The sequence below is a fragment of the Streptomyces regalis genome (assembly GCF_001509475.1).
GTDB classification, from domain to species: domain Bacteria; phylum Actinomycetota; class Actinomycetes; order Streptomycetales; family Streptomycetaceae; genus Streptomyces; species Streptomyces regalis.
On sequence record NZ_LLZG01000414.1, the window covers coordinates 50,283 to 75,912 of the forward strand.

Genomic DNA, 25,630 nt, shown 5'->3' on the forward strand with positions numbered 1-25,630 from the left:
GGGCGGTGCGTACGGACGCGCACCGCCCACCGGGCATTCCTGTTTTTCCGGGCCGTTCTCCGACGTCACCGGACCTCTTGACACCCACCTGCACGGCAGGCACATTGAGTTGCGCAACCTGAATCATGTTGCGCAGAAAGCAACTCAACCGGAGGTGCGGCGATGGCGGGACCGCGTGTGGTCATCATCGGAGCGGGAGTCGTTGGCGCGGCTCTCGCGGACGAGATCTCGGCGCGGGGCTGGACCGAGGTGACCGTGGTCGACCAAGGGCCGCTCCCGGCCACCGGAGGCTCGACCTCGCACGCCCCCGGCCTGGTCTTCCAGACGAACTCCTCGAAGACCATGACGGAGCTGGCCCGCTACACCGTCGAGAAGTTCTGTTCCCTCGACGTCGACGGCAAGCCCTGCTTCCTCCAGGTCGGCGGCCTCGAGGTGGCGACCACGCCGGAGCGCCTCGCGGAACTGCACCGCAGGCACGGCTGGATCACCGCCTGGGGCATCGAGTCGCGGATCCTGAGCGCCGACGAGTGCGTCGAGAAGCACCCGCTTCTCGACCGTGACAAGGTCCTCGGCGGCCTCCTCGTCCCGACCGACGGCCTCGCCAAGGCGGTCCTCGCCGTCGAGGCGCAGATCCGCCGGGCCACCGAGCGCGGTGTGCGCTTCCTGGCCCGTCACGAGGTCCTCGACGTCCTGAAGGCCGACGGCGAGGTGACCGGCGTCCTGACCGACCAGGGCGAGATCCCCGCCGACATCGTCGTGTGCTGCGCCGGCATCTGGGGCCCGAAGATCGCCCGCATGGTCGGCATGAACCTGCCGCTGACCCCGCTCGCCCACCAGCTCGCCTGGACCGGCCCGATACCCGCCCTCGCCGGCCAGACCGAGGAGGCGGTCCGCCCGATCCTGCGCCACCAGGACGCCGACCTCTACTACCGCGACCGCTTCGACGGCCTGGGCATCGGCTACTACGGCCACCGCCCGATGCCGATCTCCGCCGACGACATCCTCTCCGTGGACGAGGCCGACGAGATGCCGTCCATCCTGAAGTTCACGGAGGAGGACTTCGAGGAGGCCTGGAGCCAGACCCAGTCCCTGCTTCCCTCGACGCGCGAAGCCAAGGTCGAGGAGGGCATCAACGGCCTGTTCTCCTTCACCACCGACAACTTCCCGCTCCTCGGCGAGTCGAGGGACGTCAAGGGCTTCTGGGTCGCCGAGGCGGTCTGGGTCACCCACTCCGCGGGCGTCGGCCGGGCCATGGCCGAATGGCTGGTCGACGGGCACTGCTCGTCCTTCGACCTGCACGAGTGCGACGTCAACCGCTTCGAGCCGCATCAGCTGTCCCCGGAGTACGTCCTGGCGCGCGACTGCCAGAATTTCGTCGAGGTCTACGACATCCTCCACCCCCTCCAGCCGACGGGTGACCCGCGCCCGATCCGCAAGAGCCCCTTCTACGCCCGCCAGGAGGAGCACGGCGCCTTCTTCCTGGAGGCGAACGGCTGGGAGCGCCCACACTGGTACGAGGCCAACGCGGGCCTCGTCGAGGGCCGCTCCATCCCGACCCCCAACGACTGGGCGGCCCAGTTCTGGTCGCCGATCGTCGGCGCCGAGGCGCAGGCCACCCGTGAGACCGTCGCGATGTACGACATGACGGCGCTCAAGCGCCTGGAGGTGACCGGCCAGGGTGCGGCCGACTTCCTGGAGAGCCTGACCACCAGCAAGGTGGCCAAGTCGGTCGGCGCGGTGACGTACACCCTCCTCCTGAACCACGACGGCGGCATCCGCAGTGACATCACCGTCGCCCGGCTTGCCCGCGACCGCTTCCAGATCGGCGCCAACGGCAACGTGGACCTCGACTGGTTCACCCGCCACCTCCCCGCCGACGGCACCGTCCAGGTCCGGGACATCACCCCCGGCACCTGCTGCATCGGCCTGTGGGGACCGCTGGCCCGCAAGGTCCTCCAGCCCTTGACGGACGAGGACTTCTCCAACGACGGCCTGAAGTATTTCCGCGCCAAGCAGGCCTACATCGGCTCGGTGCCGGTCACCGCGTGGCGCCTGTCGTACGTCGGTGAACTCGGCTGGGAGCTGTACACCACCGCCGACCAGGGCCAGAAGCTGTGGGACATCCTCTGGCAGGCGGCGAGGCCCCTCGGCGGCGTCATCGCGGGCCGCGGCGCCTTCAACAGCCTCCGCCTGGAGAAGGGCTACCGCTCCTTCGGCACCGACATGACCTACGAGCACGACCCCTACGAGGCCGGCGTCGGCTTCGCCGTCAAGCTCGACAAGGGCGACTTCATCGGCAAGGCCGCACTGGAGCGCCGCAAGGAGAACGTGCGGCGCAGGCTGACCTGCCTCACCATCGACGACCCGCAGTCGGTCGTCATGGGCAAGGAGCCGGTGTACGACGGCGACCGCCCGGTCGGCTACGTCACCAGCGCCGCCTACGGCTACACCATCGGCAAGGGCATCGCCTACGCGTGGCTCCCGGCCGAGCTCACCACTCCCGGCACGCCCGTACAGATCGGCTACTTCGACCAGCGCGTCGAGGCGGTCGTCGCCGAGGAGCCCCTGTTCGACCCCACCATGTCCCGCCTCCGTGGCTGACACCACGCGTCGACTCCGAGGGAATCCGGGGAAAACCGAGGAAGGAGCACCGCCGGTGAACGCACAGCTGCTCGACGGCAAGACGACCGCCGCCGACATCCGCCGCGAACTCGCGGAGCGCGTGGCCAAGTTGACGGCCACCAACGGCCGCCCGCCGGGCCTCGGCACGGTCCTGGTCGGCGACGACCCGGGCAGCCATGCCTACGTCGGCGGAAAGCACCGCGACTGCGCCCAGGTCGGCATCGCCTCGATCCGCCGGGACCTGCCCGCCGACGCCTCACAGGAGCAGGTCGAGGAGACGATCGACGAGCTCAACGCCGACCCGGCCTGCACCGGTTACATCGTCCAGCTCCCGCTGCCGCGCCACCTGGACGCCAACGCCGTACTGGAACGCATGGACCCGGCCAAGGACGCCGACGGACTGCACCCCGTCAACCTCGGCCGGCTCACCCTGGGCGTCGAGGCCCCGCTGCCGTGCACCCCGCGCGGCATCGTCGAACTGCTCCGCCGCCACGAGGTACCGCTCGCCGGAGCGCGCGTCTGCGTGATCGGCCGCGGCATCACCGTCGGACGCCCGATCGGCCTCCTCCTCACCCGCCGCTCCGAGAACGCCACCGTGACCCTCTGCCACACCGGCACCAAGGGCCTTGCCTGGCACGTACGGGAGGCGGACATCGTCATCGCCGCCGCCGGCTCGCCCGGACTGGTCACCAAGGACATGCTGCGCCCCGGCGCCGCGGTCCTGGATGTCGGCATCACCCGCACCGACCAGGGCCTGGTCGGCGACATCCACCCGGACGCCGCCCAGGTCGCCGGATGGATCGCGCCCATGCCCGGAGGCGTGGGCCCCATGACCCGGGCGATGTTGCTGGCCAACGTCGTCGAGGCCGCCGAGAGGAACGCCACCGCCGTATGAACGCGCACGTCCCCAAGCACCCGCAGAATCCGCACCTCGAAGAAGCCCTTTCAGAAGACGGAGACGTCCGATGAGCCCCCGCATCCCCGGCGCCGACCTCCCCGACCACCCCGACTGGCTGTGGCGCAACCCCGAGCCCAAGCGGTCGTACGACGTGGTGATCGTCGGCGGCGGCGGACACGGCCTGGCCACCGCGCACTACCTCGCCAAGAACCACGGCATCACCAATGTCGCGGTGCTGGAGAAGGGCTGGCTCGCGGGCGGCAACATGGCCCGCAACACCACGATCATCCGCTCCAACTACCTGTGGGACGAGAGCGCCGGCATCTACGAGCACGCGCTCAAGCTCTGGGAGGGCCTGGCGGACGAGCTCGACTACCCGATCCTCTTCTCCCAGCGCGGCGTGCTGAACCTGGCCCACAGCCTCCAGGACGTCCGCGACAGCGTGCGGCGCGTCGAGGCGAACCGCCTCAACGGCGTGGACGCGGAGTGGCTCGACGCGGACGGCGTCAAGGAAGTCTGCCCGATCGTCAACATCTCCCAGGACGTGCGCTACCCGGTCCTGGGCGCCACGTACCAGCCGCGCGCGGGCATCGCCAAGCACGACTACGTCGCCTGGGGCCTGGCCCGCTCGGCCGACGCCGCCGGCATCGACATCATCCAGAACTGCGAGGTCACCGGCCTCGACGTGGTCGGCAACCGGGTCGTCGGCGTCCAGACCAACCTCGGCCCCATCGCGGCCGGCAAGGTCGCGCTCTGCTCGGCGGGCCACACCTCGGTCCTCGCGGCGATGGCGGGCATCGAACTCCCCATCCAGAGCCACCCGTTGCAGGCCCTGGTCTCCGAGCTCCTGGAGCCGGTGCACCCCACGGTCGTCATGTCCAACGCCGTCCACGTGTATGTAAGCCAAGCCCACAAGGGCGAGCTGGTGATGGGCGCGGGCATCGACGCGTACAACTCGTACACCCAGCGCGGCGCCTTCCACATCATCGAGGAGCAGATGGCGGCGGCCCTGGAGCTGTTCCCGGTCTTCGCCCGCGCCCACGTGCTGCGCACCTGGGGCGGCATCGTCGACACCAGCCCCGACGCCTCACCGATCATCGGGCTCAGCCCCGTCGACAACCTCTACCTCAACTGCGGCTGGGGAACGGGCGGTTTCAAGGCCACCCCGGGCGTCGGCTGGGTCTACGCCCACACCATCGCCCACGACACCCCGCACGCCCTCAACGCCCCCTTCTCGCTCGACCGTTTCACCACCGGCGCGCTCGTCGACGAGCACGGCGCTGCCGCGGTGGCCCACTAGGGAGCCGAACCATGCTGCTCATCCCCTGCCCGTGGTGCGGGCCCCGCGACGAGGCCGAGTTCCACTACGGCGGCCAGGCCCACGTGCCGTACCCGGAGGACCCGGCGTCCCTCTCCGACCAGGAGTGGGCCCGCTACCTCTTCTTCCGCGACAACCCGAAGGGCCCCTTCGCCGAGCGCTGGAGCCACGCGGCGGGCTGCCGCCGCTGGTTCAACGCGGTACGGGACACATCGACGAACGAGATCCTGACGGTGTACAGGTCGGGCGAGGAACGCCCGGCAACTCCCGAGCCGAGGCCAGTATTTTCAGCCCGTCCGGCGTTTGAGGACGAGGCCCCTTCAGGGCCGACGGGGGTCCAGGGGGCAGAGCCCCCTGGCGGGGTAGAAGGGGCGGAGCCCCTTCAGGATGGGACGGGTAGGGGCGGCGGGGGCGAGACCAATCCGTTCCGCCACGCGAGCCGCGGCCGAATCGACCGCGACACCCCCCTCACCTTCACCTTCGACGGCACCGAATACCAGGGCTACCGAGGCGACACCCTCGCCTCCGCCCTCCTCGCCAACGGCGTCATCCAGGCCGGCACCAGCATCAAGCTCGGCCGCCCCCGAGGCATCTTCTCCGCCGGCGTCGAAGAGCCCAACGCGGTCATCCAGATCGAGGAACCCTTCCCGGAGCCCATGCTCCCCGCGACGACCGTCGAGCTCTACGACGGCCTGGTCGCGACCAGCCTCCCCGGCCAGGGCCGCCTCGCCACCGACCCGGACCCCGCCCGCTACGACGCCGTACACGCCCACTGCGACCTGCTGATCGTCGGCGCCGGCCCGGCCGGCCTCGCGGCAGCGGCGGCCGCGGCGAGAAGCGGCGCCCGCGTCATCCTCGCCGACGACCAGCCGGAACCCGGCGGCAGCCTCCTCGGCACGGCCGAGCACCTCGACTGGGTACGGGAGGTGACGGAGCTGCTCGACGCCGCCCCCGAGGTCCGCGTCCTGCCGCGCACCACCGTCTTCGGCTACTACGACGACAACCACCTCCTCGCCGTCGAGCGCCGCACCAACCATCTCGGCGCCGGCGCCCCCGAGAACGTCTCCCGCGAACGCGTCTGGCGCATCCGCGCCCGCCGGGTCGTCCTCGCCACCGGCGCCCACGAGCGTTCGCTGGCGTTCGCGAACAACGATCGCCCCGGCGTGATGCTGGCCTCCTCGGCCCGCACCCACGTCAACCGCCACGGAGTCCTGCCCGGCCGTCACGCTGTGGTCTTCACGACCAACGACAGCGCGTACGCAGCGGCCCTGGACCTCGCCTCGGCGGGCCTTGCCGTCGCGGCGATCGTCGACACCCGTCCCGAACCGGGGGAGTGGGCCGAGCGTGCGAGGGCGGCCGGCATCGAGGTGCTGGCCGGGCACGCCGTCACCGGCACGGAGGGCGAGGCACGCCTCACCGCCGTGACCGTCGCACCGTACGGAGAGTCCGCGGGGCGGCGCGAGTTCGCCGCCGACCTGCTGCTGGTCTCCGGCGGCTGGAACCCGGTGGCGCACCTGTTCAGCCAGTCCGGTGGCAAGCTGCGCCACGACGAGACGCTGGGCTCCTTCGTCCCCGACACCTGCCGCCAGGCCGTCGAGGTCGCGGGCAGCGCGAGCGGCGTCCTCGACCCGGCCGCGGTCCTGGCACAGGGCGCGGCCGCCGGTGCCCGTGCCATCGAGGCCGAGGGGTACCCGCCCGAGGCGCCCCGCCTCCCCGAGGTGCCCGCGCAGCCGCGGCCGACGCCGCCGATGCACGTGTACGTCGTCCCGGGTGCCGCGGACGGTCCCTGCTTCGTCGATCTCCAGCGTGACGTCACCGTCGACGACCTGGCCCGTGCGACCGGCGCCGGTCTGCGCTCGGTCGAGCACACCAAGCGCTACACCACGGCCGGCACCGCCAACGACCAGGGCAAGACCTCCGGCATCCTGGCCAGCGGCGTTGTAGCCGAACTGCTGGGCGTGGACATCTCGGCGCTCGGCACGACCACGTTCCGCCCGCCGTACACGCCGGTCTCCTTCGCCGCCCTCGCCGGCCGCGACCGGGGCGTGCTGAGCGACCCGGTCCGCACGACCGCCATCCATGAGTGGCATGTCGCGCACGGTGCCCTGTTCGAGAACGTCGGCCAGTGGAAGCGCCCCTGGTACTACCCGCGAGGTGGCGAGGACATGGAAGCCGCCGTACTGCGCGAGTGCGCCGCCACCCGCGAGAGCGTCGGCTTCATGGACGCCTCCACCCTCGGCAAGATCGACGTGCAGGGCCCGGACGCAGGCGTCTTCCTCGACCGGCTCTACACCAACATGATGTCCACCCTGAAGGTCGGCATGATCCGCTACGGCGTCATGTGCCGCCCGGACGGCATGGTCTTCGACGACGGCACGGTCATCCGCGTCGCCCCGGAGCGCTTCCTGGTCACCACGACGACGGGCAACGCCGCCGCCGTACTCGACTGGATGGAGGAGTGGCACCAGACCGAGTGGCCCGAGCTGAAGGTCCACTGCACCTCCGTGACCGAGCAGTGGGCCACGGTCGCCCTGGTCGGTCCGAAGTCCCGCGAGGTCCTCGCCTCCCTCGCGCCCCGACTGGCCGTGGCCAACGACGACTTCCCGTTCATGGCCTGGCGGGAGACGACCGTCGCGGGCATCGAGGCCCGGGTCTGCCGGATCAGCTTCTCCGGCGAACTCGCCTTCGAGATCAACGTGTCACCGTGGCAGGGCCTCGCCCTGTGGGAGGCCGTGTACGAGGCCGGCGCCCCGTACGGCATCACCCCGTACGGCACGGAGACCATGCACGTCCTGCGTGCCGAGAAGGGCTACCCGATCATCGGCCAGGACACCGACGGCACGGTCACTCCGCAGGACCTCGGCATGAGCTGGGTGGTGTCGAAGAAGAAGCCGGACTTCGTCGGCAAGCGGTCCTACGCCCGCGCGGACACGTCCCGTCCCGACCGCAAGCACCTGGTCGGCCTGCTCCCCGAGGACCCGGGGACCTTCCTCCCGGAGGGCACCCACCTGATCGCCGACGGTGTGGTGCCGACCCCGCCGGTCCCCATGCTCGGCCATGTCACCTCCAGCTATCGCAGCGCCGCCCTCGGCCGCACGTTCGCGCTCGCCCTGATCAAGGGCGGCCGGGACCGTATCGGCGAGCGGCTGTACGCCCCCGTCGGCGACCAACTGGTGCCGGTGACCGTCGCCGGCCCCGTCCTCTACGACCCCGAAGGAGCTCGCCGCGATGGCTGACACCGCCCTTACCGCCCCGCTCCGCAGCCCGCTGTCGCATGTCGCCGACCGCCTGGCCACCGCGACACACGCGTCCGGGGGTGCGATCAGGCTGGCCGAACTCCCCTTCCTGGCCCAGCTCAACGTGCGCCTCGACGTCAAGGGAGCGGCGGCGGAAGCCGTCGGGCTCGCACTGGACCTGCAACTGCCGCTCCAGCCGAACAGTGTCGTACGCGCGGGGGAGCTGACCGTGCTGTGGCTCGGCCCGGACGAGTGGCTGCTGGTGGGACCGCAGGGCAGCGAGCGGGACCTGGAGAGCCGGATCCGGGAGGCGGCGGGGGACGAGCACGTCTCGGTCACCGACGTCTCCGCGCAGCGCACCACGCTCCTCGTCACGGGCCCGCGCGCCCAGGACCTGCTGGCCCACGGCTGTCCGCTGGACCTGCATCCGCGGGCCTTCGGCTCCGGCCGCTGCGCTCAGACGACACTGGGCCGTACACAGGTCGTCCTAGTGGCCCGGGACGAACCCAGGGCCGGATTCTGGGTCCTGGTGCGCTCGACGTTCGCCGGCTATCTGGCGGACTGGCTGCTCGACGCGGCGACCGAGTACCTCTGAGAAAACCCGACGGGCCCGCACCCCGTCGGCCCCTGTGGGAGCTCCGCTCAGGAGCTCCCACAGGGCTTTGTACAGCACGTTTCGTCATACGCATCGAAAGTCGGACGCCTGTGACCGCCACCGCCACCGCCACCGCCACCTCCACCGCCCACGCCACCACTCCACCCCACCGGGGAACACCGGTACGGCGTCCGGGAACCCCCGTACTCCACCCGCGGGGGCTGCCACGCCCCGGCCGGACGCTGGTCATGGGTGTCGTGAACGTGACGCCGGACTCGTTCTCCGACGGCGGGCTGTCGTTCGCCGCCGACGCCGCGGTCACGCACGGGCTCGCGCTGCTCGAACAGGGCGCGGACATCGTGGACGTGGGCGGCGAGTCGACCCGCCCCGGCGCGGCACGCCCGCCGGTGGAGGAGGAGCTGCGACGCGTCCTGCCCGTCGTCCGGGAACTCTCCGCGGCGGGCGCGATCGTGAGCGTCGACACCATGCGGGCGGAGGTCGCCGCACGCGCGCTGGACGCGGGTGCGCGGCTGGTCAACGACGTCTCGGGGGGCCTCGCCGACCCCGCGATGCTGCCGCTGATGGCCCGGGCGGGCACGCCGTACGTGCTGATGCACTGGCGTGGACACTCCGCCGGCATGCAGGCGAACGCCGTCTACGACGACGTCGTCACCGATGTGCTCGACGAGCTGCGGCTGAGGATCGAGGCCGCGCTGGAGGCGGGGATGGCGCCCGACTGCCTGGCCGTCGACCCCGGGCTGGGCTTCGCCAAGACGCCCGACCACAACTGGGAGCTGCTGGGCCGGCTGGGTGACGTCATGGCCCTGGGGCACCCCGTCCTCGTGGGCGCGTCACGCAAGTCGTTCCTGGGCAGTCTGCTGGCCGACCGGACGACGGGACAGCCCCGCCCCGCGCGGCTGCGCGATGCCGCGACCACCGCCGTGTCCGTACTCGCCGCCGCACAGGGCGTCTGGTGTCTGCGTGTGCACGACGTCGCGTCGACGGCGGACGCGGTACGGGTGACGGCCCGCTGGGGCGTCGAGGCTGTGGAGCCTCAGCCCAGGTAGCCCATCCGGTGGCTGATCTCGTCCGCGCCGCTGATCAGCATGGGTGCCACCTCGTGGATGCGTTCCTCGGTGAAGCGGTACGCGGGGCCGGAGGCGCTGAGCGCGGCGATGACCTCGCCGTCGCGGGAGCGGATCGGGGCCGCCAGAGCCTGGAGTCCGATCTCGAGCTCCTCCAGCGTCACCGCGTACCCGCGCTCCCGCGCCTCGGCGAGGTTCTTCTCCAGCTTCGTCCTGGCGGTCAGGGTGTGCGGCGTGAGCTGCTGCACCGTGGACGCCGCGAGCACGGCGTCGCGTTCCTTCGCCGGCAGATGGGCCAGCAGGATCTTGCCGCTCGACGTGGCGTAGACCGGCGTGAGCTGGCCGACCCAGTTGTGCGTGCCGACGGCGCCGGGACCGCGTACCTGATACAGGTTGACCGCGTAGTGCTCCTGCAGGACGGCGATGTTGACGGTCTCGCCGATCTCCTCGCTGAGCCGCTCGCACACCGGCCGGCCCTGCTGGGTGATGTCGAGGCGGCCCGTGACCGCGCCGGCCAGGCGTACGACCCCGAAGCCCAGCCGGTACTTGCCCCGCTCGGCCGTCTGCTCGACGAGTCCGCGCGCCTCCAGCGCCCCGAGCAGCCGGAACGCGGTCGACTTGTGGACGTCGATCTCGGCGGCCACCTCGCTGACGCCCGCCTCGCCGCGCTGGGCGAGGATCTCCAGGACGCTGATCGCGCGGTCGACGGACTGCACCCCGTTCACCGCGGTACCCGCTGTTTCGCTATCTGCGGCGTAGTTGCTCATGGCGCAACTGTACGCGATTCTCGGTGTGTGGCGAGGGGCCGCAGTGACTGGATGAAAGGCCGGTTGGGTACTTGACGCCGACCGTCCGTCCGCAGCCTAGGGCGGCCCGTTCGTCAGCGGAAGACCACGGTGCAGTGTCCGTTCACCAGCACCCGGCTCTCGCTGTGCCACTCGACGGCGCGGGCGAGCACCTGGGCCTCGACGTCACGGCCCATGGTGACCAGCTCGTCGGGGGCGCGGGAGTGGTCCACGCGGACGACGTCCTGCTCGATGATCGGGCCTTCGTCGAGGTCGGACGTGACGTAGTGCGCCGTGGCCCCGACGAGCTTGACGCCGCGTTCGTGCGCCTGGACGTACGGCTTGGCGCCCTTGAAGCTCGGCAGGAAGGAGTGGTGGATGTTGATGGCCCGGCCGTCGAGCTGCTTGCACAGGTCGTCGGAGAGGATCTGCATGTAGCGGGCCAGCACCACCAGGTCGACGTCCAGGTCGCGCACCAGCTCCAGCAGCCGTGCCTCGGCCTGGGCCTTGGTGTCCTTGGTCACCGGGATGTGGTGGAAGGGGATGCCGTAGCTCTCTGCCAGTGGCTCGAAGTCGCGGTGGTTGGAGACGATCGCCGGGATCTCGATGTTGAGCGCGCCTGTGGACTTGCGGAACAGCAGGTCGTTCAGGCAGTGGCCGAACTTCGACACCATGATCAGCGTCCGTGTCGGGGTCGAGGCGTCGTGCAGCTGCCAGGTGATCCCGTACGCCTGGGCGACCGGGCCGAAGCCGGTGCGCAGGTCCTCCAGTGAGATGGCGGGATCCGAGACGTCGAAGTGCACCCGCATGAAGAAGCGGTCCTGCAACCGGTCGTCGAACTGCTGGCTCTCCAGGATGTTGCCCGAGTGACTCACGAGAAAGGTGGTCACGGCGTGGACGAGTCCGGCCTGGTCGGGACAGGAAAGGGTGAGGACGAACTCACGGCCGGGCCGCGGTCGAGGAGACATGCCTTCCTCCATCGTCGGTGGTGCGAATTACGCAACACGATGAGCAATACGCAACATGATTGAATGGGTGCGACCGCGTGGTCAAGGGGTGGTCCGGCGGAAGTGGCCCAGGCGCTCCGAGATCTTCTCGGCGGCTGCCCGCAGCAAGGCGCAGACCTCCGGCAGTCGCTGCTCGGTCAGCCGGAAGGACGGGCCCGAGGCGCTGAGTGCCGCCAGTACCTCTCCGTTGAAGGTGAAGACCGGTGCGGCCACCGCGTTCAGGCCCTTCTCGAACTCCTCGACGCTGTAGGCGCACCCGTCTGCGCGGGCGCGCCGCAGCTGGGCCCGGAGGGTCTCGGGATCCGTGACGGTGCGCGCCGTGTAGCGCTCCAGCGGCACCGCGAGTCTGCTCGCGAGCTCGGACTCGGACAGATGGGCCAGCAGTACCTTGCCGCTGGACGTCGCGTGCAGCGGCGTGCGCCGGCCCAGCCAGTTGTGAGTGGTGATGGCCGAGGGGCCGAGCACCTGGTCGATGTTGATGGCGGCGCCGCGGTCGAGGATGGCCAGGTTGATGGTCTCCGCGACCCGGTCCGCCAGCTGCTCGCACACCCGGCGGCTCTGCTGGGAGAGGTCCAGTCGAACCGTGGCGGCGCCGGCCAGGCGGATCAGGCCGAGGCCGAGGCGGTACTTGCCCCGCTCCTCCGTCTGCTCGATGAGCCCGCGCATCTCCAGGGCGGTGGCCAGCCGGGACGCCGTGGACTTGTGCACCCCGAGTGCGGCGGCCATGTCCGTGACGCCCGCCTCTTCGTGGCGGCCCAGGAATTCGAGAATGCCCACGGCCCGGTCGACCGACTGCACCGGGGACTCCGGCCGGTGGGAGTGGTCCGGCTGGTGCAAGGCGTCTGCCATCACGCGACCTCACGCATAGCGATCCCCCGTGGACGTCCACTTGTAGTGGACATCTACTTGTGGATGACGAAGACCTTGCGCAGCGCCTCGTGGATCGTCCACGTGCCCTGCCGGCCAAGGGGGAACACCGCGGTGGTCCCGGGGTCGACCTCGGTCGTCGTGCCGTTCTGCTCCTCGCAGGTCATGCGCCCGGAGAGCACGTGGATGATCTCTCCGTGGTCGGCGAAGTCCCATGCTCCTTGTGGTCCTCCAGTTCGTCGGGCTTGTGCATCCAGCACGATGTTTCTCTATGTAGAACAAGCATCGCAATGTGCAACATCATGCGGACGAGGTGAAGCATCGTCAAGAGTGCCGGGGTGCCTGTGCGGTGAGGGTGCGGGGCGGTGCCCGTGGAAGCCCCAAGAGGTTCAGCACCCCGTCTTGACGCCGCCTGCGCCGGTGGCCCCTTCCTGGACGGCTATCTGCTCAGCATCATCGGCGTCGCGCTCATCGGCATGAGCAACGAGCTGAACCTGAGCACCAGGGACGAGAGCCTCATCGGTGCCGCCGCCCTGGTCGGCATCTTCGTGGGTCGTCGTGCTGCGCTTCGTGCTCGACATGGCCCTTGGGGGCCGACTTCTCGGCATCCTCATCCTGGCCTGGTACGTCGGTGCGGCGGCCGCGTATGTGGTCGGCTATGTGATGGCCGAGATCGCGGGCAACGGCTCCTGGCGGTGGATGCTCGCCTCGGGTGCCGTACTGAGCGCCCTGATCCTGCTGATGCGCATCGGTACGCCGGAGTCGCCACTGTGGCTGGTGAACAAGGGCCGCACCGCCGACGCCCAGAAAGCGATCAGGAAAGCCCTCGACCGCACCGTTCTTCCAGGGCATCTATCTGCGGCGCACCGTGTTCTGCGGGCTGTTCTACATGTGTCAGATCACGCCGATGTTCGCCCTGTACACCTTCGGACCCTCCATCCTGGGCTCCTTCGGGCTCGGGGAGGGCAACGCGAGCAACCTGGGCTCGGCGCTGATCGGCATCGTGTTCGTGCTCGGCGGCGGCAACGCACTCCTCATTGCGGTGGTGATCGCCTGCTTCCGGGCCACGGCCGGAGGCGTGGCGACCTCGATCAGTCGTATCGGTGCCGCCGCCGGTACGTACCTGCTGCCCATCTCCCTGGATCGGCTGGGCATCGGTACGACCATGCTGATCGGTGCCGGCATCACCGCGGTGGGCTGGCTGGTGTCTTTCGCGTGGGCCGAGGAGACGCGGGGACGCACCCTGGCGGAGACCAGCGCCGTGCCCGGGTCCGCGCCGCCCGCGGGAGCCGATGAGGGGCGTCGCGACAGCCTGCGCGAAAGAGGGCTCGGACGGTTCTGACCGGGCAGTTCACCGCACCGGACGTCATGCGGCCGGCCGCCCTCCGAGGAGGGGGTCGGCCGCATGTCCGTGTGCGCCCGGCGTCCGTTTTCCGACGGGATGGCGACTTCGCTCCGCCAACCCCTTGACAGTGGGTGTCCGCAGGGAGACAGTTTGGTCGGCCGTTGCTTATAGCGAAGAAAGTTGCGCAATGTGCAACTCAACTAGTGGCTCGGCCACCGGGTGCAGCCCGGGCCTCCGGAGAAGTTCTCTCCCTCCCCGCGTCGACCGCTCCAGGGGGAGAGCGACGCCCTCCTGCCATCCAGAACATCAGGCCGAAGATCCCGAAGATCGCATTCGGCCGTCCTCTCGACGAGGAGATCGACCGTGACACACGAGGTACGCGCCGTCGTCGCCCGGCAGAAGGGCGCACCGGTCTCGGTGGAGACCATCCTGGTGCCGGACCCCGGCCCCGGTGAGGCCCTGGTGCGGGTGCAGGCCTGCGGTGTCTGCCACACCGACCTGCACTACCGGGAGGGCGGGATCAACGACGCGTTCCCCTTTCTGCTCGGCCACGAGGCAGCGGGCATCGTCGAGTCGGTCGGCGAGGGCGTCACCGACGTCGCGCCCGGCGACTTCGTCGTCCTCAACTGGCGTGCCGTCTGCGGCACTTGCCGGGCCTGCAGCAAGGGCAAGCCGTGGTACTGCTTCGCCACCCACAACGCCACGCAGCCGATGACCCTCGCCGACGGCACCCCGCTCTCCCCGGCCCTCGGCATCGGCGCCTTCGCCGAGAAGACCCTGGTCGCCGCCGGCCAGTGCACCAAGGTCGACTCGACGGCCTCGCCCGCAGCGGCCGGTCTGCTCGGCTGCGGGGTGATGGCCGGGTTCGGTGCCGCGGTCAACACCGGTGGCGTGGGCCGCGGGGACTCCATCGCGGTGATCGGCTGCGGCGGCGTGGGCATGGCCGCGATCGCGGGCGCCAAGGTGGCCGGCGCCTCCCGCATCATCGCTGTCGACGTCGACGAGCGGAAGCTGAAGTGGGCCGAGCAGTTCGGCGCCACCGACACCGTCGACTCCTCCCGCACCGACGCCGTCGAGGCGATCCGTGAGCTGACCGGCGGCTTCGGCGCCGACGTCGTCGTGGACGCGGTCGGCCGCCCCGAGACCTTCAAACAGGCCTTCTACGCCCGCGACCTGGCCGGCACCGCCGTCCTGGTCGGCGTCCCCACCCCCGACCTGACCCTCGACCTGCCCCTGCTGGACGTCTTCGGCCGCGGCGGCGCCCTGAAGTCCTCCTGGTACGGCGACTGTCTGCCCTCCCGGGACTTCCCCGCCCTGATCGACCTCTACCTTCAGGGCCGCTTCGACCTGGGCGACTTCGTCACCGAGACGATCACCCTGGACGACGTGGAGGCCGCCTTCGCCAAGATGCACCACGGCGACGTGCTGCGCTCGGTGGTGGTCCTGTGACCGCGCGGATCGAACGCCTCGTCACCTCCGGCACCTTCGAACTGGACGGCGGCAGCTGGGAGGTCGACAACAAGGTCTGGCTGATCGGCAACGACGACGAGGTCCTCGTGATCGACGCCGCACTCCCCCAAGACTCCGACAAGCTACGTCCTGGGGGGACCCCCATCGCCGACGTGATCGCCGCCGCCATCGGCGACCGGCGTCTGGTAGCCGTCGTGTGCACTCACTCCCACAACGACCACGTGGGCGCCGCCCCGGCCCTGGCCGCCCGCCACGGCGCGCCCATCCTGCTGCACCCGGCCGACGCGGTGCTGTGGAAGACCGTGCACGGCCTGCGGGTGCCCGACTTCTGGGAGCTGATCGACGGCGAGGACCTGACCGTCGCCGGCACCGAGCTCCGGGTGCTGCACACCCCTGGCCACTCTCCCGGCTCCGTCTGCCTGTACGCGCCGGAACTGGGCGCCCTGTTCTCCGGCGACACCCTCTTCCAGGGCGGCCCCGGAGCCACCGGCCGCTCCTTCTCCGACTTCGACACGATCATCGCGTCCATCGGCGACCGGCTGCTCACCCTCCCTGAGGACACCACCGTCCACACCGGCCACGGCCCCACCACCTCGATCGGGGCGGAGGCGCCCCACCTCGACGAGTGGATCGCCCGCGGCCACTGACGCCGCCCGTCACCTCAGTACCAAGGCCCGTCACCGCACTACGAACCTGGAGGAAGACCATGGCGGCACAGCCGAAGGTGGCCATCATCGGCGCCGGCATCGTCGGGTGCGCCCTCAGCGACGAACTGACCGCACGCGGCTGGACGGACGTCACCGTCCTCGAACAGGGCCCACTCTTCGCCACGGGCGGCTCCACCTCGCACGCCCCCGGTCTGGTGTTCCAGACCAACGGGTCCAAGACGATGACCGAGTTCGCCCGGTACACGGTGGAGAAGTACAGCGCGCTGACCCTGGACGGGCAGTGGTGCTTCCATCAGGTCGGCGGCCTGGAGGTGGCCACCAGCCCCGAGCGCCTCGCGGAGATACAGCGCCGGCACGGCTGGCTGACCTCCTGGGGAGTCGACAGCCGCGTGCTCACGCCCGAGGAGTCCGCCGCACTGCACCCCCTGCTGGACCCCGAGCGCGTCCTCGGCGGCTTCCACATCCCCAGCGACGGCCTGGCCAAGGCTCTCCGGGCGAGCGAGGCACAGGCCCGCCTGGCCACAGCCCGCGGCGCCCGCTTCCACCCCCACCACACGGTGACCGGCATCGAGACGACCGGCGACCGGGTCAGCGCGGTCGTCACCGACCAGGGCACCTTCCCGGCGGACATCGTGGTCTCCTGCGCCGGTTTCTGGGGCCCGCGGATCGGGCGGATGGTCGGGCAGCCGGTGCCCCTGGTGCCCATGGCCCACCAGTACGCCCGCACCACCGAACTCCCGCTGCTCGCCGGCCGGAACGACGAGCGCACCGAGGCGTCGTGGCCGATCCTGCGCAACCAGGACGCCGGCCTGTACTACCGCGAACTCGTCGACCGGATCGGCATCGGCTCCTACGCCCACCGGCCCATGCCGGTATCTCTCGACGGCGTGGCGCACCCGAGCGAAAGCGAGATGCCGTCCTCTCTGGATTTCACCGAGGCCGACTTCGAGGGTGCCTGGGCCGACTCCCTGGCCCTGCTCCCGTCCCTCGCCGACACGAAGATCGAGGAGGGCTTCAACGGCATCTTCTCCTTCACCTCCGACGGCATGCCGCTGATGGGCGAGTCGCCGAAGGTGCAGGGCTTCTGGCTCGCGGAGGCTGTCTGGGTCACCCACTCGGCCGGTGTGGCCAAGGCCATGGCCGAGTGGCTGGTCGACGGCCGCCCCGGCACCGACGTCCATGAGTGCGACGTCAACCGCTTCGAGGAAGTCCAGCTGGCGCCGTCGTACGTGAGGGAGCGCAGCTGCCAGAGCTTCGCCGAGGTGTACGACATCCTGCACCCGCTGCAACCGGCCGAACTCCCGCGTCCGCTGCGGACCAGCCCCTTCCACGCCCGTCAGGAGGCCCTCGGCGCGGTCCTCCTGGAGGGCGGCGGCTGGGAACGCCCGCACTGGTACGAGGCCAACGCCGGCCTGCCCGAGGTGGCCGGCGTCCCCGGCCGTAACGACTGGGCGTCCCGCTACTGGTCGCCGATCGCAGGCGCCGAGGCCCTCGTCACCCGTGAGCGCGTGGCCCTGTACGACATGACCCCGCTGAAGCGGCTGGAGGTCACCGGCCCTGAAGCGCTCGCCTTCCTCCAGAGGCTGACCACCAACCAGCTGGACAAGCCCGTCGGTTCGGTCACCTACACCCTGCTGCTCGACGCCGCCGGCGGTGTCCGCAGCGACCTGACCATCGCCCGCCTGGAGACCGAGCGCTTCCAGATCGGCGCCAACGGCAACCTCGACCTGGACTGGCTGCGCAGGCGCCTGCCCGGCGACGGCTCGGTGCAGGTGCGCGACATCACCGCCGGCACCTGCTGCCTGGGTGTGTGGGGCCCACGCGCCCGCGACCTCGTCCAGCCGCTGACCGACACCGACTTCTCGCACCAGGGCTTCGGCTACTTCAAGGCCAAGCAGGCCTACCTCGGCGACGTCCCGGTCACCGCGATGCGGCTGAGCTACGTGGGCGAGCTGGGCTGGGAGATCTACACCACCGCCGACCTCGGCGCCAGGCTGTGGGACACCCTGTGGGAGGCCGGGCAGGAGCTGGGCGTCATCGCCGCCGGCCGCAGCGCCTTCAACAGCCTGCGCCTGGAGAAGGGCTACCGCTCGTGGGGTCATGACATGACCACCGAGCACAATCCCTACGAGGCCGGTCTCGGCTTCGCCGTCCGCCGCAACAAGGAGCACTTCACCGGCAAGGCCGCGCTGGAGGGCATCAGCGACGAGACGGTCACCCGCCGGCTCACCCCGCTGGTCGTCCAGGACAAGCAGTCCGTGGTGATGGGCCACGAGCCGGTCTACGTGGACGGCCGCCCGGTCGGCTACGTCACCAGCGCCGCCTACGGCTACACGATCGACGCGCCCCTCGCGTACGCCTGGCTGCCCGCCGAACACGCCGCCCCCGGAACCCCGGTGGAGATCGAGTACTTCGGCGCCAAGGTCGCGGCCCTCACCGCCGCCGAGCCCCTGTTCGACCCCGAGATGTCCCGCATCCGCCGCTGAACCGGCCCCGAGCACCGGCAGAACCACACCCTCATCGGCAAGATCCCCAGGAGATGGACACATGGCCACTTCGTACGACGTGATCGTCGTCGGCCTGGGCGGGATGGGCAGCGCGGCCGCCTGTCACCTCGCCGCCCGCGGCCGGCGAGTGCTCGGCATCGAGCGTTTCGGCCCCGCCCACAACCTCGGCTCCAGCCACGGCGGTTCCCGCATCTACCGGCAGGCCTACTTCGAGGACCCGGCCTACGTGCCCCTGCTCCTGCGTGCCCGCGAACTGTGGGAGAAGCTGGCCGCCGACTCCGGCCGCGAGGTCTTCACCGAGACCGGCGGACTCATGATCGGCCGCGAGAACAGCGAGGCCTTCGCCGGCACCCTGCACAGCGCGCACCAGTGGGGCCTGGATCACGAGGTGCTGGGCGCCGCCGACATCCGGCGCCGCTTCCCCACCTTCAACCCGGCGGCCGAGGACATCGCCTTCTACGAGCGCAAGGCCGGCATCGCCCGGCCCGAGGCGACCGTCACCGCCCACCTGGACCTGGCCCGGGCCCACGGCGCCGACCTGCACTTCGCGGAACTCGTCCTCGGCTGGGAGGCGGACGGCGCGGGCGGCAAGGCATGGGTGGTCACCGACCGCGGCGCCTACACCGCCGACCGGCTGGTCATCGCGCCCGGAGCCTGGGCGCCCAAGCTGCTGACCGACCTCGGTGTGCGCGTAACGGTGGAGCGCCAGGTCATGTACTGGTTCCAACCCGAGGGCGGAACCCGCCCGTTCAGCGCCGAACGGCACCCCGTCTACATCTGGGAGGACCCGGACGGCACCCAGATCTACGGCTTCCCCGCGCTCGACGGCCCCGACGGCGGCGCCAAGGTCGCCTTCTTCCGCAAGGGCGGCCCCTGCGACCCCGACCACCTCGACCGCCGGATCCACCCGGACGAGATCGCGGCCATGGCCGAGTACCTGCGCCCGCGCATCCCCACCCTCCCCGGCCGCTACCTCAAAGCCGCGGCCTGCATGTACGCCAACACCCCGGACGAGCACTTCGTCCTGGCACAACACCCCGAGCATCCGCAGGTGACGGTGGCCTGCGGATTCTCCGGCCACGGGTTCAAGTTCGTCCCCGTCATCGGCGAGATCCTCGCCGACCTGGCAACCGAAGGCACCACCGACCACCCCATCGCCCTGTTCGACCCTCGCCGCGTGCGCGTCTGACATTTTCCGAAGGTGACGAGATGACCATCACGAATCTGCCGCCCAGCCTGATCCCCACGCTGTCCGGTGAGTACTACACCGACCCCGAGGTCTTCGCCCAGGAGCAGGAGCGGGTCTTCGAGGCCATGTGGTTCTGTGTGGCCCGCGCCGCCGAGCTGGACAAGCCCGGTGCCTTCCGCACCTACCAGGTGGGCCGCGAGAGCGTACTGATCTCCCGCTCGCGGGACGGTTCGGTCAAGGGCTTCCTCAACATCTGCCGGCACCGCGGCGCCAAGCTCTGCACCGAGGAGTCCGGCGAGGTCAAGCGGGCCTTCCAGTGTCCGTACCACGCCTGGACCTACGGCCTGGACGGCAAGCTGGTCGCCGCCCCGAACCTGACGTCGATGCCGGACATCGACCGCAAGGAGTACGGCCTGATCAACGTCCATGTGCGGGAGTGGCTCGGCTATGTGTGGGTGTGCCTCGCCGACGAGCCGCCGTCCTTCGAGGCGGACGTGCAGGGCGCGATCGTCGAGCGGCTCGGCGACCTGGAGTCGATCGAGCGCTACGGCATCGACGACCTGAAGCTGGGCCGCCGCATCACCTACGACGTGAAGGCGAACTGGAAGCTCATCATCGAGAACTTCATGGAGTGCTACCACTGCGCCACGATCCACCCCGAACTCACCGAGGTGCTCCCGGACGTGGGCCACGGCGCGGAGTTCGGTGAGGACGTCCAGGGGTTCACCGTCGACGGATCCGAGGGCCTGGACCGCATCCCGGGTGTCGCCGACGACCAGGACCGCCGCTACTACGCGATCACCGTCCGGCCGCAGGTCTTCATCAACCTCGTGCCCGACCATGTGATCTTCCACCGGATGTACCCGATGGCACCCGACCGTACGGTCGTCGAGTGCGACTGGCTGTACCTGCCGCACGTCGTGGAGAGCGGCAAGGACGTGGACCGTTCGGTGGAGCTGTTCCACCGGGTCAACCAGCAGGACTTCGACGCCTGCGAGCGCACCCAGCCGGCGATGAGCTCGAAGGCGTACGCCAAGGGCGGTGTGCTGGTGCCCAGCGAGCACCACATCGGCGAGTTCCACACCTGGCTGCAGAACAAGCTCGAAGTGCGGCCCACGCACTGACCCCACCCCAGTACCGCCCGCCCACCTGCTGTTGCGGCCCCTCCGGCAGGTGGGCGGGCCATGGGGCTGTCATCGGGCCATGGTGTCGGCATGTGGAGATCCGGCAGGGCAGGGGGCGATGGAACGACAACGGCCAATACTTGGAGCATGGACAGGTCCAGATCGCGGCGACCCTCGGTACGACTGCCCTCCGTGCTGAGCGTGCACAGCGTCGCGGGACAGGTCCTCATCCTCCAGGTGGCCGTCGTCCTGCTGCTCGTGATCGCCGCGGTGACGGCCCTGGTGCTGCAGGCCCGGAACGCGAGCCTCCAGGACGCCAAGGCGCGCTCGCTCGTCGGCGCCGAGACCTTCGCGCACGCCCCGGGGACGCTGGCCGCCATGAAGTCGCCCGACCCCAGCGCCCTGCTCCAGCCGCAGGCAGAGGCGGCCCGGAAGGACTCCGGGGTGGCCTACATCATCGCGTTCGACACGAAGGGCATCCGCTGGACCCACCCCGACCCGAACCTCATCGGCAAGCACGTCGTCGGCTCCTACGCCGAGGCACTCGCGGGCCGTGTGCACCAGGAGACGTATGACACGCCCGGCGTCGGCCGTGCCGTGGACGCGATGGTCCCCGTGTTCGACACCGACGGCACGGTCGTCGGGCTGGTGTCCGTCGGCATCACGCTCAGCAGCATCAACGAGCGGGTGATGGAGCAACTGCCGCTGCTGATCGGCTCCGCCGCAGGCGGGCTGGTGCTGGTCACGGGCGGATCGGCGCTGGTGAGCCGGCGACTGCGGCGGCAGACCCACGGTCTGGATCCGGCCGAGATGACACGGATGTACGAGCACCACGACGCGGTCCTGCACTCGGTACGGGAGGGCGTGGTCGTCGTCAGCGGCGAGGGTCGACTGCTGCTGGCCAACGACGAGGCGCGCCGGCTGCTGGACCTCCCCGAGGACGGGGAGGGCCGGCGGGTCGCCGAGCTCGGGCTGGCCCCGCGCGCCGCGGCCCTGCTGACCTCGGACCGCGTGGCCACCGACGAGGTGATCCTGGCCGGGGAGCGGCTGCTGGCCGTCAACCTGCGGCGGACCGCGCCGACCGGGAGCGTGGCCACGCTGCGGGACACCACGGAGCTGCGTGCCCTGGCGGGGCGGGCCGAAGTGGCCCGCGAACGTCTGCAGCTGCTCTACGACGCCGGGGTGCGCATCGGCACCACGCTGGACGTGGTGCGCACCGCCGAGGAGCTGGCCGAGATCGCGGTTCCCCGGTTCGCCGACTACGTCACGGTCGAGGTGCCGGCCGCGGTCCGGCAGGGCGAGGAACCCGACGGCGAGGCGAGCTCCACCATGGACCGCATCGCCGTACGCGGGATCCGGGACGATCACCCGCTGGTCCCGGCGGGGGAGCGGATCACCTTCGGGCCGACCACGCCGCAGGCGCAGGTACTGCACAGCGGTCACGCGGTGCTGCTGCCCGATCTGAGCGACGCGCCGGGCTGGCACGCGCAGGATCCGGAGCGGGCGCGGCGCGTGGTGGACTTCGGTATCCACTCCCTGATCACCGTGCCGTTGCAGGCCCGCGACACGGCGCTGGGCATGGTGGACTTCTGGCGCTCGGACCGCAAACCGTTCACGCCGGACGATCTCGCCTTCGCCGAGGAGCTGGCCGCGCGGGCCGCGGTCGCCGTCGACAACGCCCGCCGCTACACCCGCGAGCACACCATGGCGGTCACCCTGCAACGCAGCCTGCTGCCGCACGGTCTGCCCGAGCAGTCGGCGCTGGAGGTGGCCTACCGCTATCTGCCCGCCCAGGCCGGGGTCGGCGGGGACTGGTTCGACGTCATCGCGCTGCCCGGCGCCCGCGTCGCCCTCATCGTCGGCGACGTCGTCGGCCACGGTCTGCACGCCGCCGCGACCATGGGCCGCCTGCGCACCGCGGTCCACAACTTCTGTGCCCTCGACCTGCCCCCGGACGAGCTCCTGAGCCACCTGGACGAGCTGGTCGCGCGCATCGACGAGAGTGAGACCGGGAGTGGGGAGAGCGCGGCCGTCACCGGGGCCACCTGCCTGTTCGCGATCTACGACCCGGTCTCCGGCCACTGCACCATCGCCCGGGCCGGCCACCCGGGACCGGCCCTGGTCCACCCCGACGGCTCCGTCGCGTTCCCCGACGTCCCGGTCTCACCACCCCTGGGCCTGGGCGCCGGCCTGCCGGTCGAGACGGCCGAACTCCAGTTGCCCTACGGTTCCCGGCTCGTCCTGTACACCGACGGACTCGTCGAGGACCGCGACCGGGACATCGACGTCGGCCTCGAGCTTCTCAGGGACGCCCTGGCCCACCCCGGCCGGACCCCGGAACAGGACTGTCAGGCGGTGCTCGACGCCCTGCTGCCCGACCGCCCCCGCGACGACATCGCCCTCATGGTGGCCCGCCCCGAACGGCTCGACCCGGACCGGGTCGCCGACTGGGACGTACCCTGCGACCCCGCTGCCCTCAGCCCCATCCGTGCCGCCTGCGCCCGCCGGCTCCAGGACTGGGGCCTGGACGAGATCGCCTTCACCACCGAACTCATCCTCAGCGAGTTGGTCACCAACGCCATCCGCTACGGCGGCGAACCCATCCACCTGCGGCTGCTGTACGACCGGGACAGCCTGATCTGCGAGGTCTCCGACGGCAGCAGCACGTCCCCGCATCTGCGCCGCGCGGCCACCACCGACGAGGGCGGCCGAGGGCTGTTCCTCGTCGCCCAGTTCGCCCGGCGCTGGGGCACCCGGTACACCGATCGCGGCAAGGTCATCTGGAGCGAACAGTCCCTGGACGCCGCCGAGACCGAGCTCGACGAAGCCATGGGCGACCTGATCCTCGACCAGTGGGACGAGCCGACGCCGTAACCGTGAACTCTCGGATTTCCCCTCCCGCGTAGGTTGCGAATCGCGCAACGTAGAGCATCATCAGAAATTGATTTGCGACGCCTCCCTTGACAACGCCCACGCTGCGCGGAAAGCATGTTGCGTATAGCGAATGTCGTTGTGTTATGCGAGACAACTCCCCGTCTGGAGCCGGCATGAGGAGCATCACCGTCGTCGGAGCGTCGCTGGCAGGGCTGAGCACGGTCCGCGCGCTGCGCGCAGAGGGATATGACGGCGAGATCGTCGTCGTGGGGGAGGAGCGCCACACTCCCTACGACCGACCCCCGCTGTCCAAGGACTTCCTCAAGGGGGACATCGACGCCGCCGCGCTCGCGCTCGGCGACGCGGACGAGTACGAGGTCCTGGACGCGCAGTGGCTGCTCGGCGAGCGCGCCGTGCGGCTCGACCCCGTCGCGCGCACCGTCACCCTGGCCGGAGGACGGCATGTGCGCACCGACGGTGTCGTCATCGCGACCGGCGCCGGCCCCCGCACCCTCCCCGGCAGCGACGGGCTGGCGGGCGTCCACACCCTGCGCACTCTGGACGACGCCCAGGCCCTGCGCGCCGAACTGCTCGACGGCCTGCCCCGGGTCGTCGTCATCGGTGCCGGGTTCATCGGCGCCGAGGTGGCCTCCACCGCGCACCGGCTCGGGCTCCACGTCACCGTCGTCGAGGCGCTCCCCGTACCCCTGGAGCGCCAACTCGGGCGCGAGATGGGTCTCGTGGTCTCCTCGCTCCACAGCGATCACGGGGTTCAGCTGCTGTGCGGAACCGGTGTGGCGGAACTGATCGGCGAGGGCCGGGTCACCGGCGTACGGCTGGCGGACGGGCGGGTGCTGCCCGCCGACATCGTCGTGGCCGGCGTGGGAGTGCGGCCCAACACCGACTGGCTGGCCGGTTCCGGAGTGCAGGTGGACGACGGCGTGGTGTGCGACTCCGGCTGCTCGACCGGCATCCCGGGTGTGGTCGCCGTCGGTGACGTCGCCCGCTGCCCCCACCCCTTCACCGGACGGCACGCCCGCATCGAGCACTGGAGCAACGCCACCGAGCAGGCGAAGACCGCTGCCCGCACCCTGCTGACCGGTGTGTCGGCCCAGGCCCCGCTCACCGCGCCGTACTTCTGGTCCGACCAGTACCAGTCCCGTATCCAGGTCGCCGGATACGTCGCCCCCGGTGCCGAGCCCGAGGTCGTCGAGGGCGACGTCGACAGCCGCACCTTCACGGCCGTCTACCGGCGCGAGGGCACCCCCGTCGCCGTGCTCTCCCTCAACCAGCCGAAGTTCTTCAACCGGCTCCGCCGCACCCTCGTCCCCGCCGCCGCGGCCGTCGTGTCATGACCTCCGCGCCCCAGCTCCCCCTGGAACCCGCAGCGGAGACCGACACGAGCATTCCGCGGCACCTGCGTTACACCTGGGACCACGAGTGGCTCGTCGTGGACGAGGGCAACGCCACCGTCGGCATCACCGCGTTCGCGGCGAAGGTCCTCGGCGACGTCGTCCACCTCCGACTGCCCGCGGTCGGCTCCTGGGTCGAGGCGGGGGAGAGCTGCGGGCAGATCGAGTCACTGACCGCCGTCAGCGGCCTGTACGCCCCCGCCTCGGGCCGGGTCCTGGAAGTCAACACCGCGCTGGCCGACGACCCCGGTGCCGTCAACGCCGCCCCCTACACCGGCGGCTGGCTGTTCCGGCTGCGCGTCGAGAACATCGCCGGCGCGCTGACCCCCGATGCCTACGCCGCCCACTGTGCCCACACCCAAGGAGACCGCCGATGACCCTGTTCAACCAGCCCCTGCACGAACTCGACCCCGAGGTCGCCGCCGCGGTCGACGCGGAGCTGGGGCGGCAGCAGTCCACCCTGGAGATGATCGCCTCCGAGAACTTCGCGCCGGTCGCGGTGTTGCAGGCGCAGGGTTCGGTCCTGACGAACAAGTACGCCGAGGGCTACCCGGGCCGCCGTTACTACGGCGGCTGCGAGCACGTCGACGTGGCCGAGCAGATCGCCATCGACCGGATCAAGGAGCTG

General features: G+C 70.7%; 20 protein-coding genes and 2 pseudogenes. 17 read left to right on the top strand and 5 right to left on the bottom strand.

Features of this window, described 5'->3' with window-relative positions; translation table 11 throughout:
* Nucleotides 1-162 precede the first annotated feature (162 nt).
* The 6 genes from ADL12_RS47015 to folP all read left to right on the top strand — a co-directional run bounded on the left by ADL12_RS47015 (nt 163) and on the right by folP (nt 9,736).
* Nucleotides 163-2,601 carry a GcvT family protein gene (locus tag ADL12_RS47015; protein WP_062715137.1) on the top strand — a complete coding sequence of 813 codons (2,439 nt, stop codon included), beginning with the start codon at nt 163-165 and terminating at the stop codon, nt 2,599-2,601.
* Nucleotides 2,602-2,656: 55 nt separating this feature from the next.
* Nucleotides 2,657-3,517 (top strand): bifunctional methylenetetrahydrofolate dehydrogenase/methenyltetrahydrofolate cyclohydrolase, encoded by an 861-nt coding sequence (locus ADL12_RS47020; protein ID WP_062715139.1) that lies wholly within the window; start codon nt 2,657-2,659, stop codon nt 3,515-3,517.
* A gap of 70 nt (nt 3,518-3,587) precedes the next feature.
* Nucleotides 3,588-4,820 carry a sarcosine oxidase subunit beta family protein gene (locus tag ADL12_RS47025; protein ID WP_062715141.1) on the top strand — a complete coding sequence of 411 codons (1,233 nt, stop codon included), beginning with the start codon at nt 3,588-3,590 and terminating at the stop codon, nt 4,818-4,820.
* Nucleotides 4,821-4,831: 11 nt separating this feature from the next.
* Nucleotides 4,832-8,074 carry a sarcosine oxidase subunit alpha family protein gene (locus tag ADL12_RS47030; protein ID WP_062715143.1) on the top strand — a complete coding sequence of 1,081 codons (3,243 nt, stop codon included), beginning with the start codon at nt 4,832-4,834 and terminating at the stop codon, nt 8,072-8,074.
* Entirely contained in the window at nt 8,067-8,669 is a 603-nt protein-coding gene (locus ADL12_RS47035) for a sarcosine oxidase subunit gamma (protein ID WP_062715145.1), read from the top strand. Before ADL12_RS47030 ends, ADL12_RS47035 begins: the two co-directional genes overlap by 8 nt.
* A 248-nt stretch (nt 8,670-8,917) precedes the next feature.
* Nucleotides 8,918-9,736, top strand: a complete 819-nt coding sequence (gene folP, locus ADL12_RS47040; RefSeq protein WP_062715147.1) for a dihydropteroate synthase — start codon at nt 8,918-8,920, stop codon at nt 9,734-9,736.
* Here the strand turns inward: folP and ADL12_RS47045 are convergent.
* The 5 genes from ADL12_RS47045 to ADL12_RS57560 form a co-directional block, all read right to left on the bottom strand.
* A complete protein-coding gene (locus ADL12_RS47045) occupies nt 9,724-10,521 on the bottom strand; it encodes an IclR family transcriptional regulator (RefSeq protein ID WP_062715149.1) in 798 nt (265 codons plus the stop codon). The two genes, folP and ADL12_RS47045, sit on opposite strands and share 13 nt — an antisense overlap.
* Nucleotides 10,522-10,634: 113 nt before the next feature.
* Nucleotides 10,635-11,507: a formyltetrahydrofolate deformylase gene (gene purU / locus ADL12_RS47050; protein WP_062715158.1), complete on the bottom strand. Its 873-nt coding sequence runs from the start codon at nt 11,505-11,507 to the stop codon at nt 10,635-10,637.
* Nucleotides 11,508-11,588: 81 nt separating this feature from the next.
* Complete coding sequence (locus tag ADL12_RS47055) at nt 11,589-12,395, bottom strand: IclR family transcriptional regulator (protein WP_062715160.1); 807 nt, start codon at nt 12,393-12,395, stop codon at nt 11,589-11,591.
* Between the two features lie 53 nt (nt 12,396-12,448).
* Nucleotides 12,449-12,673, bottom strand: a complete 225-nt coding sequence (locus ADL12_RS52175) for a cupin domain-containing protein (RefSeq protein ID WP_159053513.1) — start codon at nt 12,671-12,673, stop codon at nt 12,449-12,451.
* A 129-nt stretch (nt 12,674-12,802) separates the two neighbouring features.
* Nucleotides 12,803-12,994 carry a hypothetical protein gene (locus tag ADL12_RS57560; RefSeq protein WP_244188302.1) on the bottom strand — a complete coding sequence of 64 codons (192 nt, stop codon included), beginning with the start codon at nt 12,992-12,994 and terminating at the stop codon, nt 12,803-12,805.
* On the opposite strand from ADL12_RS57560, the pseudogene ADL12_RS57565 reads away from it, so the two are divergent.
* From ADL12_RS57565 to ADL12_RS47110, 11 genes and pseudogenes are all read left to right on the top strand, one after another.
* Nucleotides 12,993-13,223 (top strand): annotated as a pseudogene (locus ADL12_RS57565) (MFS transporter); the annotation flags it as partial. The gene ADL12_RS57560 and the pseudogene ADL12_RS57565 overlap by 2 nt on opposite strands.
* Before the next feature lie 79 nt (nt 13,224-13,302).
* Complete coding sequence (locus tag ADL12_RS57570; RefSeq protein WP_244188303.1) at nt 13,303-13,755, top strand: hypothetical protein; 453 nt, start codon at nt 13,303-13,305, stop codon at nt 13,753-13,755.
* Nucleotides 13,756-14,121: 366 nt separating this feature from the next.
* Nucleotides 14,122-15,207 carry an S-(hydroxymethyl)mycothiol dehydrogenase gene (locus ADL12_RS47070; RefSeq protein WP_062715166.1) on the top strand — a complete coding sequence of 362 codons (1,086 nt, stop codon included), beginning with the start codon at nt 14,122-14,124 and terminating at the stop codon, nt 15,205-15,207.
* Nucleotides 15,204-15,875: an MBL fold metallo-hydrolase gene (locus ADL12_RS47075; protein WP_062715168.1), complete on the top strand. Its 672-nt coding sequence runs from the start codon at nt 15,204-15,206 to the stop codon at nt 15,873-15,875. The genes ADL12_RS47070 and ADL12_RS47075 overlap by 4 nt, the downstream gene beginning before the upstream one ends.
* 59 nt (nt 15,876-15,934) lie before the next feature.
* Nucleotides 15,935-18,382 carry a GcvT family protein gene (locus tag ADL12_RS47080; protein ID WP_062715170.1) on the top strand — a complete coding sequence of 816 codons (2,448 nt, stop codon included), beginning with the start codon at nt 15,935-15,937 and terminating at the stop codon, nt 18,380-18,382.
* A gap of 61 nt (nt 18,383-18,443) precedes the next feature.
* The gene (gene solA, locus ADL12_RS47085) at nt 18,444-19,592 is read left to right on the top strand and encodes an N-methyl-L-tryptophan oxidase (protein WP_062715173.1); all 1,149 of its coding nucleotides are present in this window, start codon (nt 18,444-18,446) and stop codon (nt 19,590-19,592) included.
* 20 nt (nt 19,593-19,612) lie between these two features.
* Nucleotides 19,613-20,716 (top strand): aromatic ring-hydroxylating oxygenase subunit alpha, encoded by a 1,104-nt coding sequence (locus ADL12_RS47090; protein ID WP_062715174.1) that lies wholly within the window; start codon nt 19,613-19,615, stop codon nt 20,714-20,716.
* A gap of 147 nt (nt 20,717-20,863) precedes the next feature.
* Entirely contained in the window at nt 20,864-23,590 is a 2,727-nt protein-coding gene (locus ADL12_RS47095) for a SpoIIE family protein phosphatase (protein ID WP_079052672.1), read from the top strand.
* 173 nt (nt 23,591-23,763) lie between these two features.
* Nucleotides 23,764-24,945 (top strand): NAD(P)/FAD-dependent oxidoreductase, encoded by a 1,182-nt coding sequence (locus tag ADL12_RS47100; protein WP_062715178.1) that lies wholly within the window; start codon nt 23,764-23,766, stop codon nt 24,943-24,945.
* The gene (gene gcvH / locus ADL12_RS47105) at nt 24,942-25,379 is read left to right on the top strand and encodes a glycine cleavage system protein GcvH (RefSeq protein WP_062715181.1); all 438 of its coding nucleotides are present in this window, start codon (nt 24,942-24,944) and stop codon (nt 25,377-25,379) included. The genes ADL12_RS47100 and gcvH overlap by 4 nt, the downstream gene beginning before the upstream one ends.
* Nucleotides 25,376-25,630, top strand: a pseudogene (locus tag ADL12_RS47110) (serine hydroxymethyltransferase); the annotation flags it as partial. The gene gcvH and the pseudogene ADL12_RS47110, both read left to right, overlap by 4 nt.

Bases quoted from the DNA above. Each gene is read 5' to 3' on its own strand.
- ADL12_RS47015 (WP_062715137.1), top strand. From the start codon at position 163: ATGGCGGGACCGCGTGTGGTCATCATCGGAGCGGGAGTCGTTGGCGCG.
- purU (WP_062715158.1), bottom strand. From the start codon at position 11,507: ATGTCTCCTCGACCGCGGCCCGGCCGTGAGTTCGTCCTCACCCTTTCC.
- ADL12_RS47095 (WP_079052672.1), top strand. From the start codon at position 20,864: ATGGACAGGTCCAGATCGCGGCGACCCTCGGTACGACTGCCCTCCGTG.
- ADL12_RS57570 (WP_244188303.1), top strand. From the start codon at position 13,303: ATGTGTCAGATCACGCCGATGTTCGCCCTGTACACCTTCGGACCCTCC.
- ADL12_RS47055 (WP_062715160.1), bottom strand. From the start codon at position 12,395: ATGGCAGACGCCTTGCACCAGCCGGACCACTCCCACCGGCCGGAGTCC.
- ADL12_RS47025 (WP_062715141.1), top strand. From the start codon at position 3,588: ATGAGCCCCCGCATCCCCGGCGCCGACCTCCCCGACCACCCCGACTGG.
- gcvH (WP_062715181.1), top strand. From the start codon at position 24,942: ATGACCTCCGCGCCCCAGCTCCCCCTGGAACCCGCAGCGGAGACCGAC.
- solA (WP_062715173.1), top strand. From the start codon at position 18,444: ATGGCCACTTCGTACGACGTGATCGTCGTCGGCCTGGGCGGGATGGGC.
- ADL12_RS47030 (WP_062715143.1), top strand. From the start codon at position 4,832: ATGCTGCTCATCCCCTGCCCGTGGTGCGGGCCCCGCGACGAGGCCGAG.
- ADL12_RS47080 (WP_062715170.1), top strand. From the start codon at position 15,935: ATGGCGGCACAGCCGAAGGTGGCCATCATCGGCGCCGGCATCGTCGGG.
- ADL12_RS57560 (WP_244188302.1), bottom strand. From the start codon at position 12,994: ATGTCGAGCACGAAGCGCAGCACGACGACCCACGAAGATGCCGACCAG.
- ADL12_RS47045 (WP_062715149.1), bottom strand. From the start codon at position 10,521: ATGAGCAACTACGCCGCAGATAGCGAAACAGCGGGTACCGCGGTGAAC.
- ADL12_RS47090 (WP_062715174.1), top strand. From the start codon at position 19,613: ATGACCATCACGAATCTGCCGCCCAGCCTGATCCCCACGCTGTCCGGT.
- ADL12_RS47035 (WP_062715145.1), top strand. From the start codon at position 8,067: ATGGCTGACACCGCCCTTACCGCCCCGCTCCGCAGCCCGCTGTCGCAT.
- folP (WP_062715147.1), top strand. From the start codon at position 8,918: ATGGGTGTCGTGAACGTGACGCCGGACTCGTTCTCCGACGGCGGGCTG.
- ADL12_RS47100 (WP_062715178.1), top strand. From the start codon at position 23,764: ATGAGGAGCATCACCGTCGTCGGAGCGTCGCTGGCAGGGCTGAGCACG.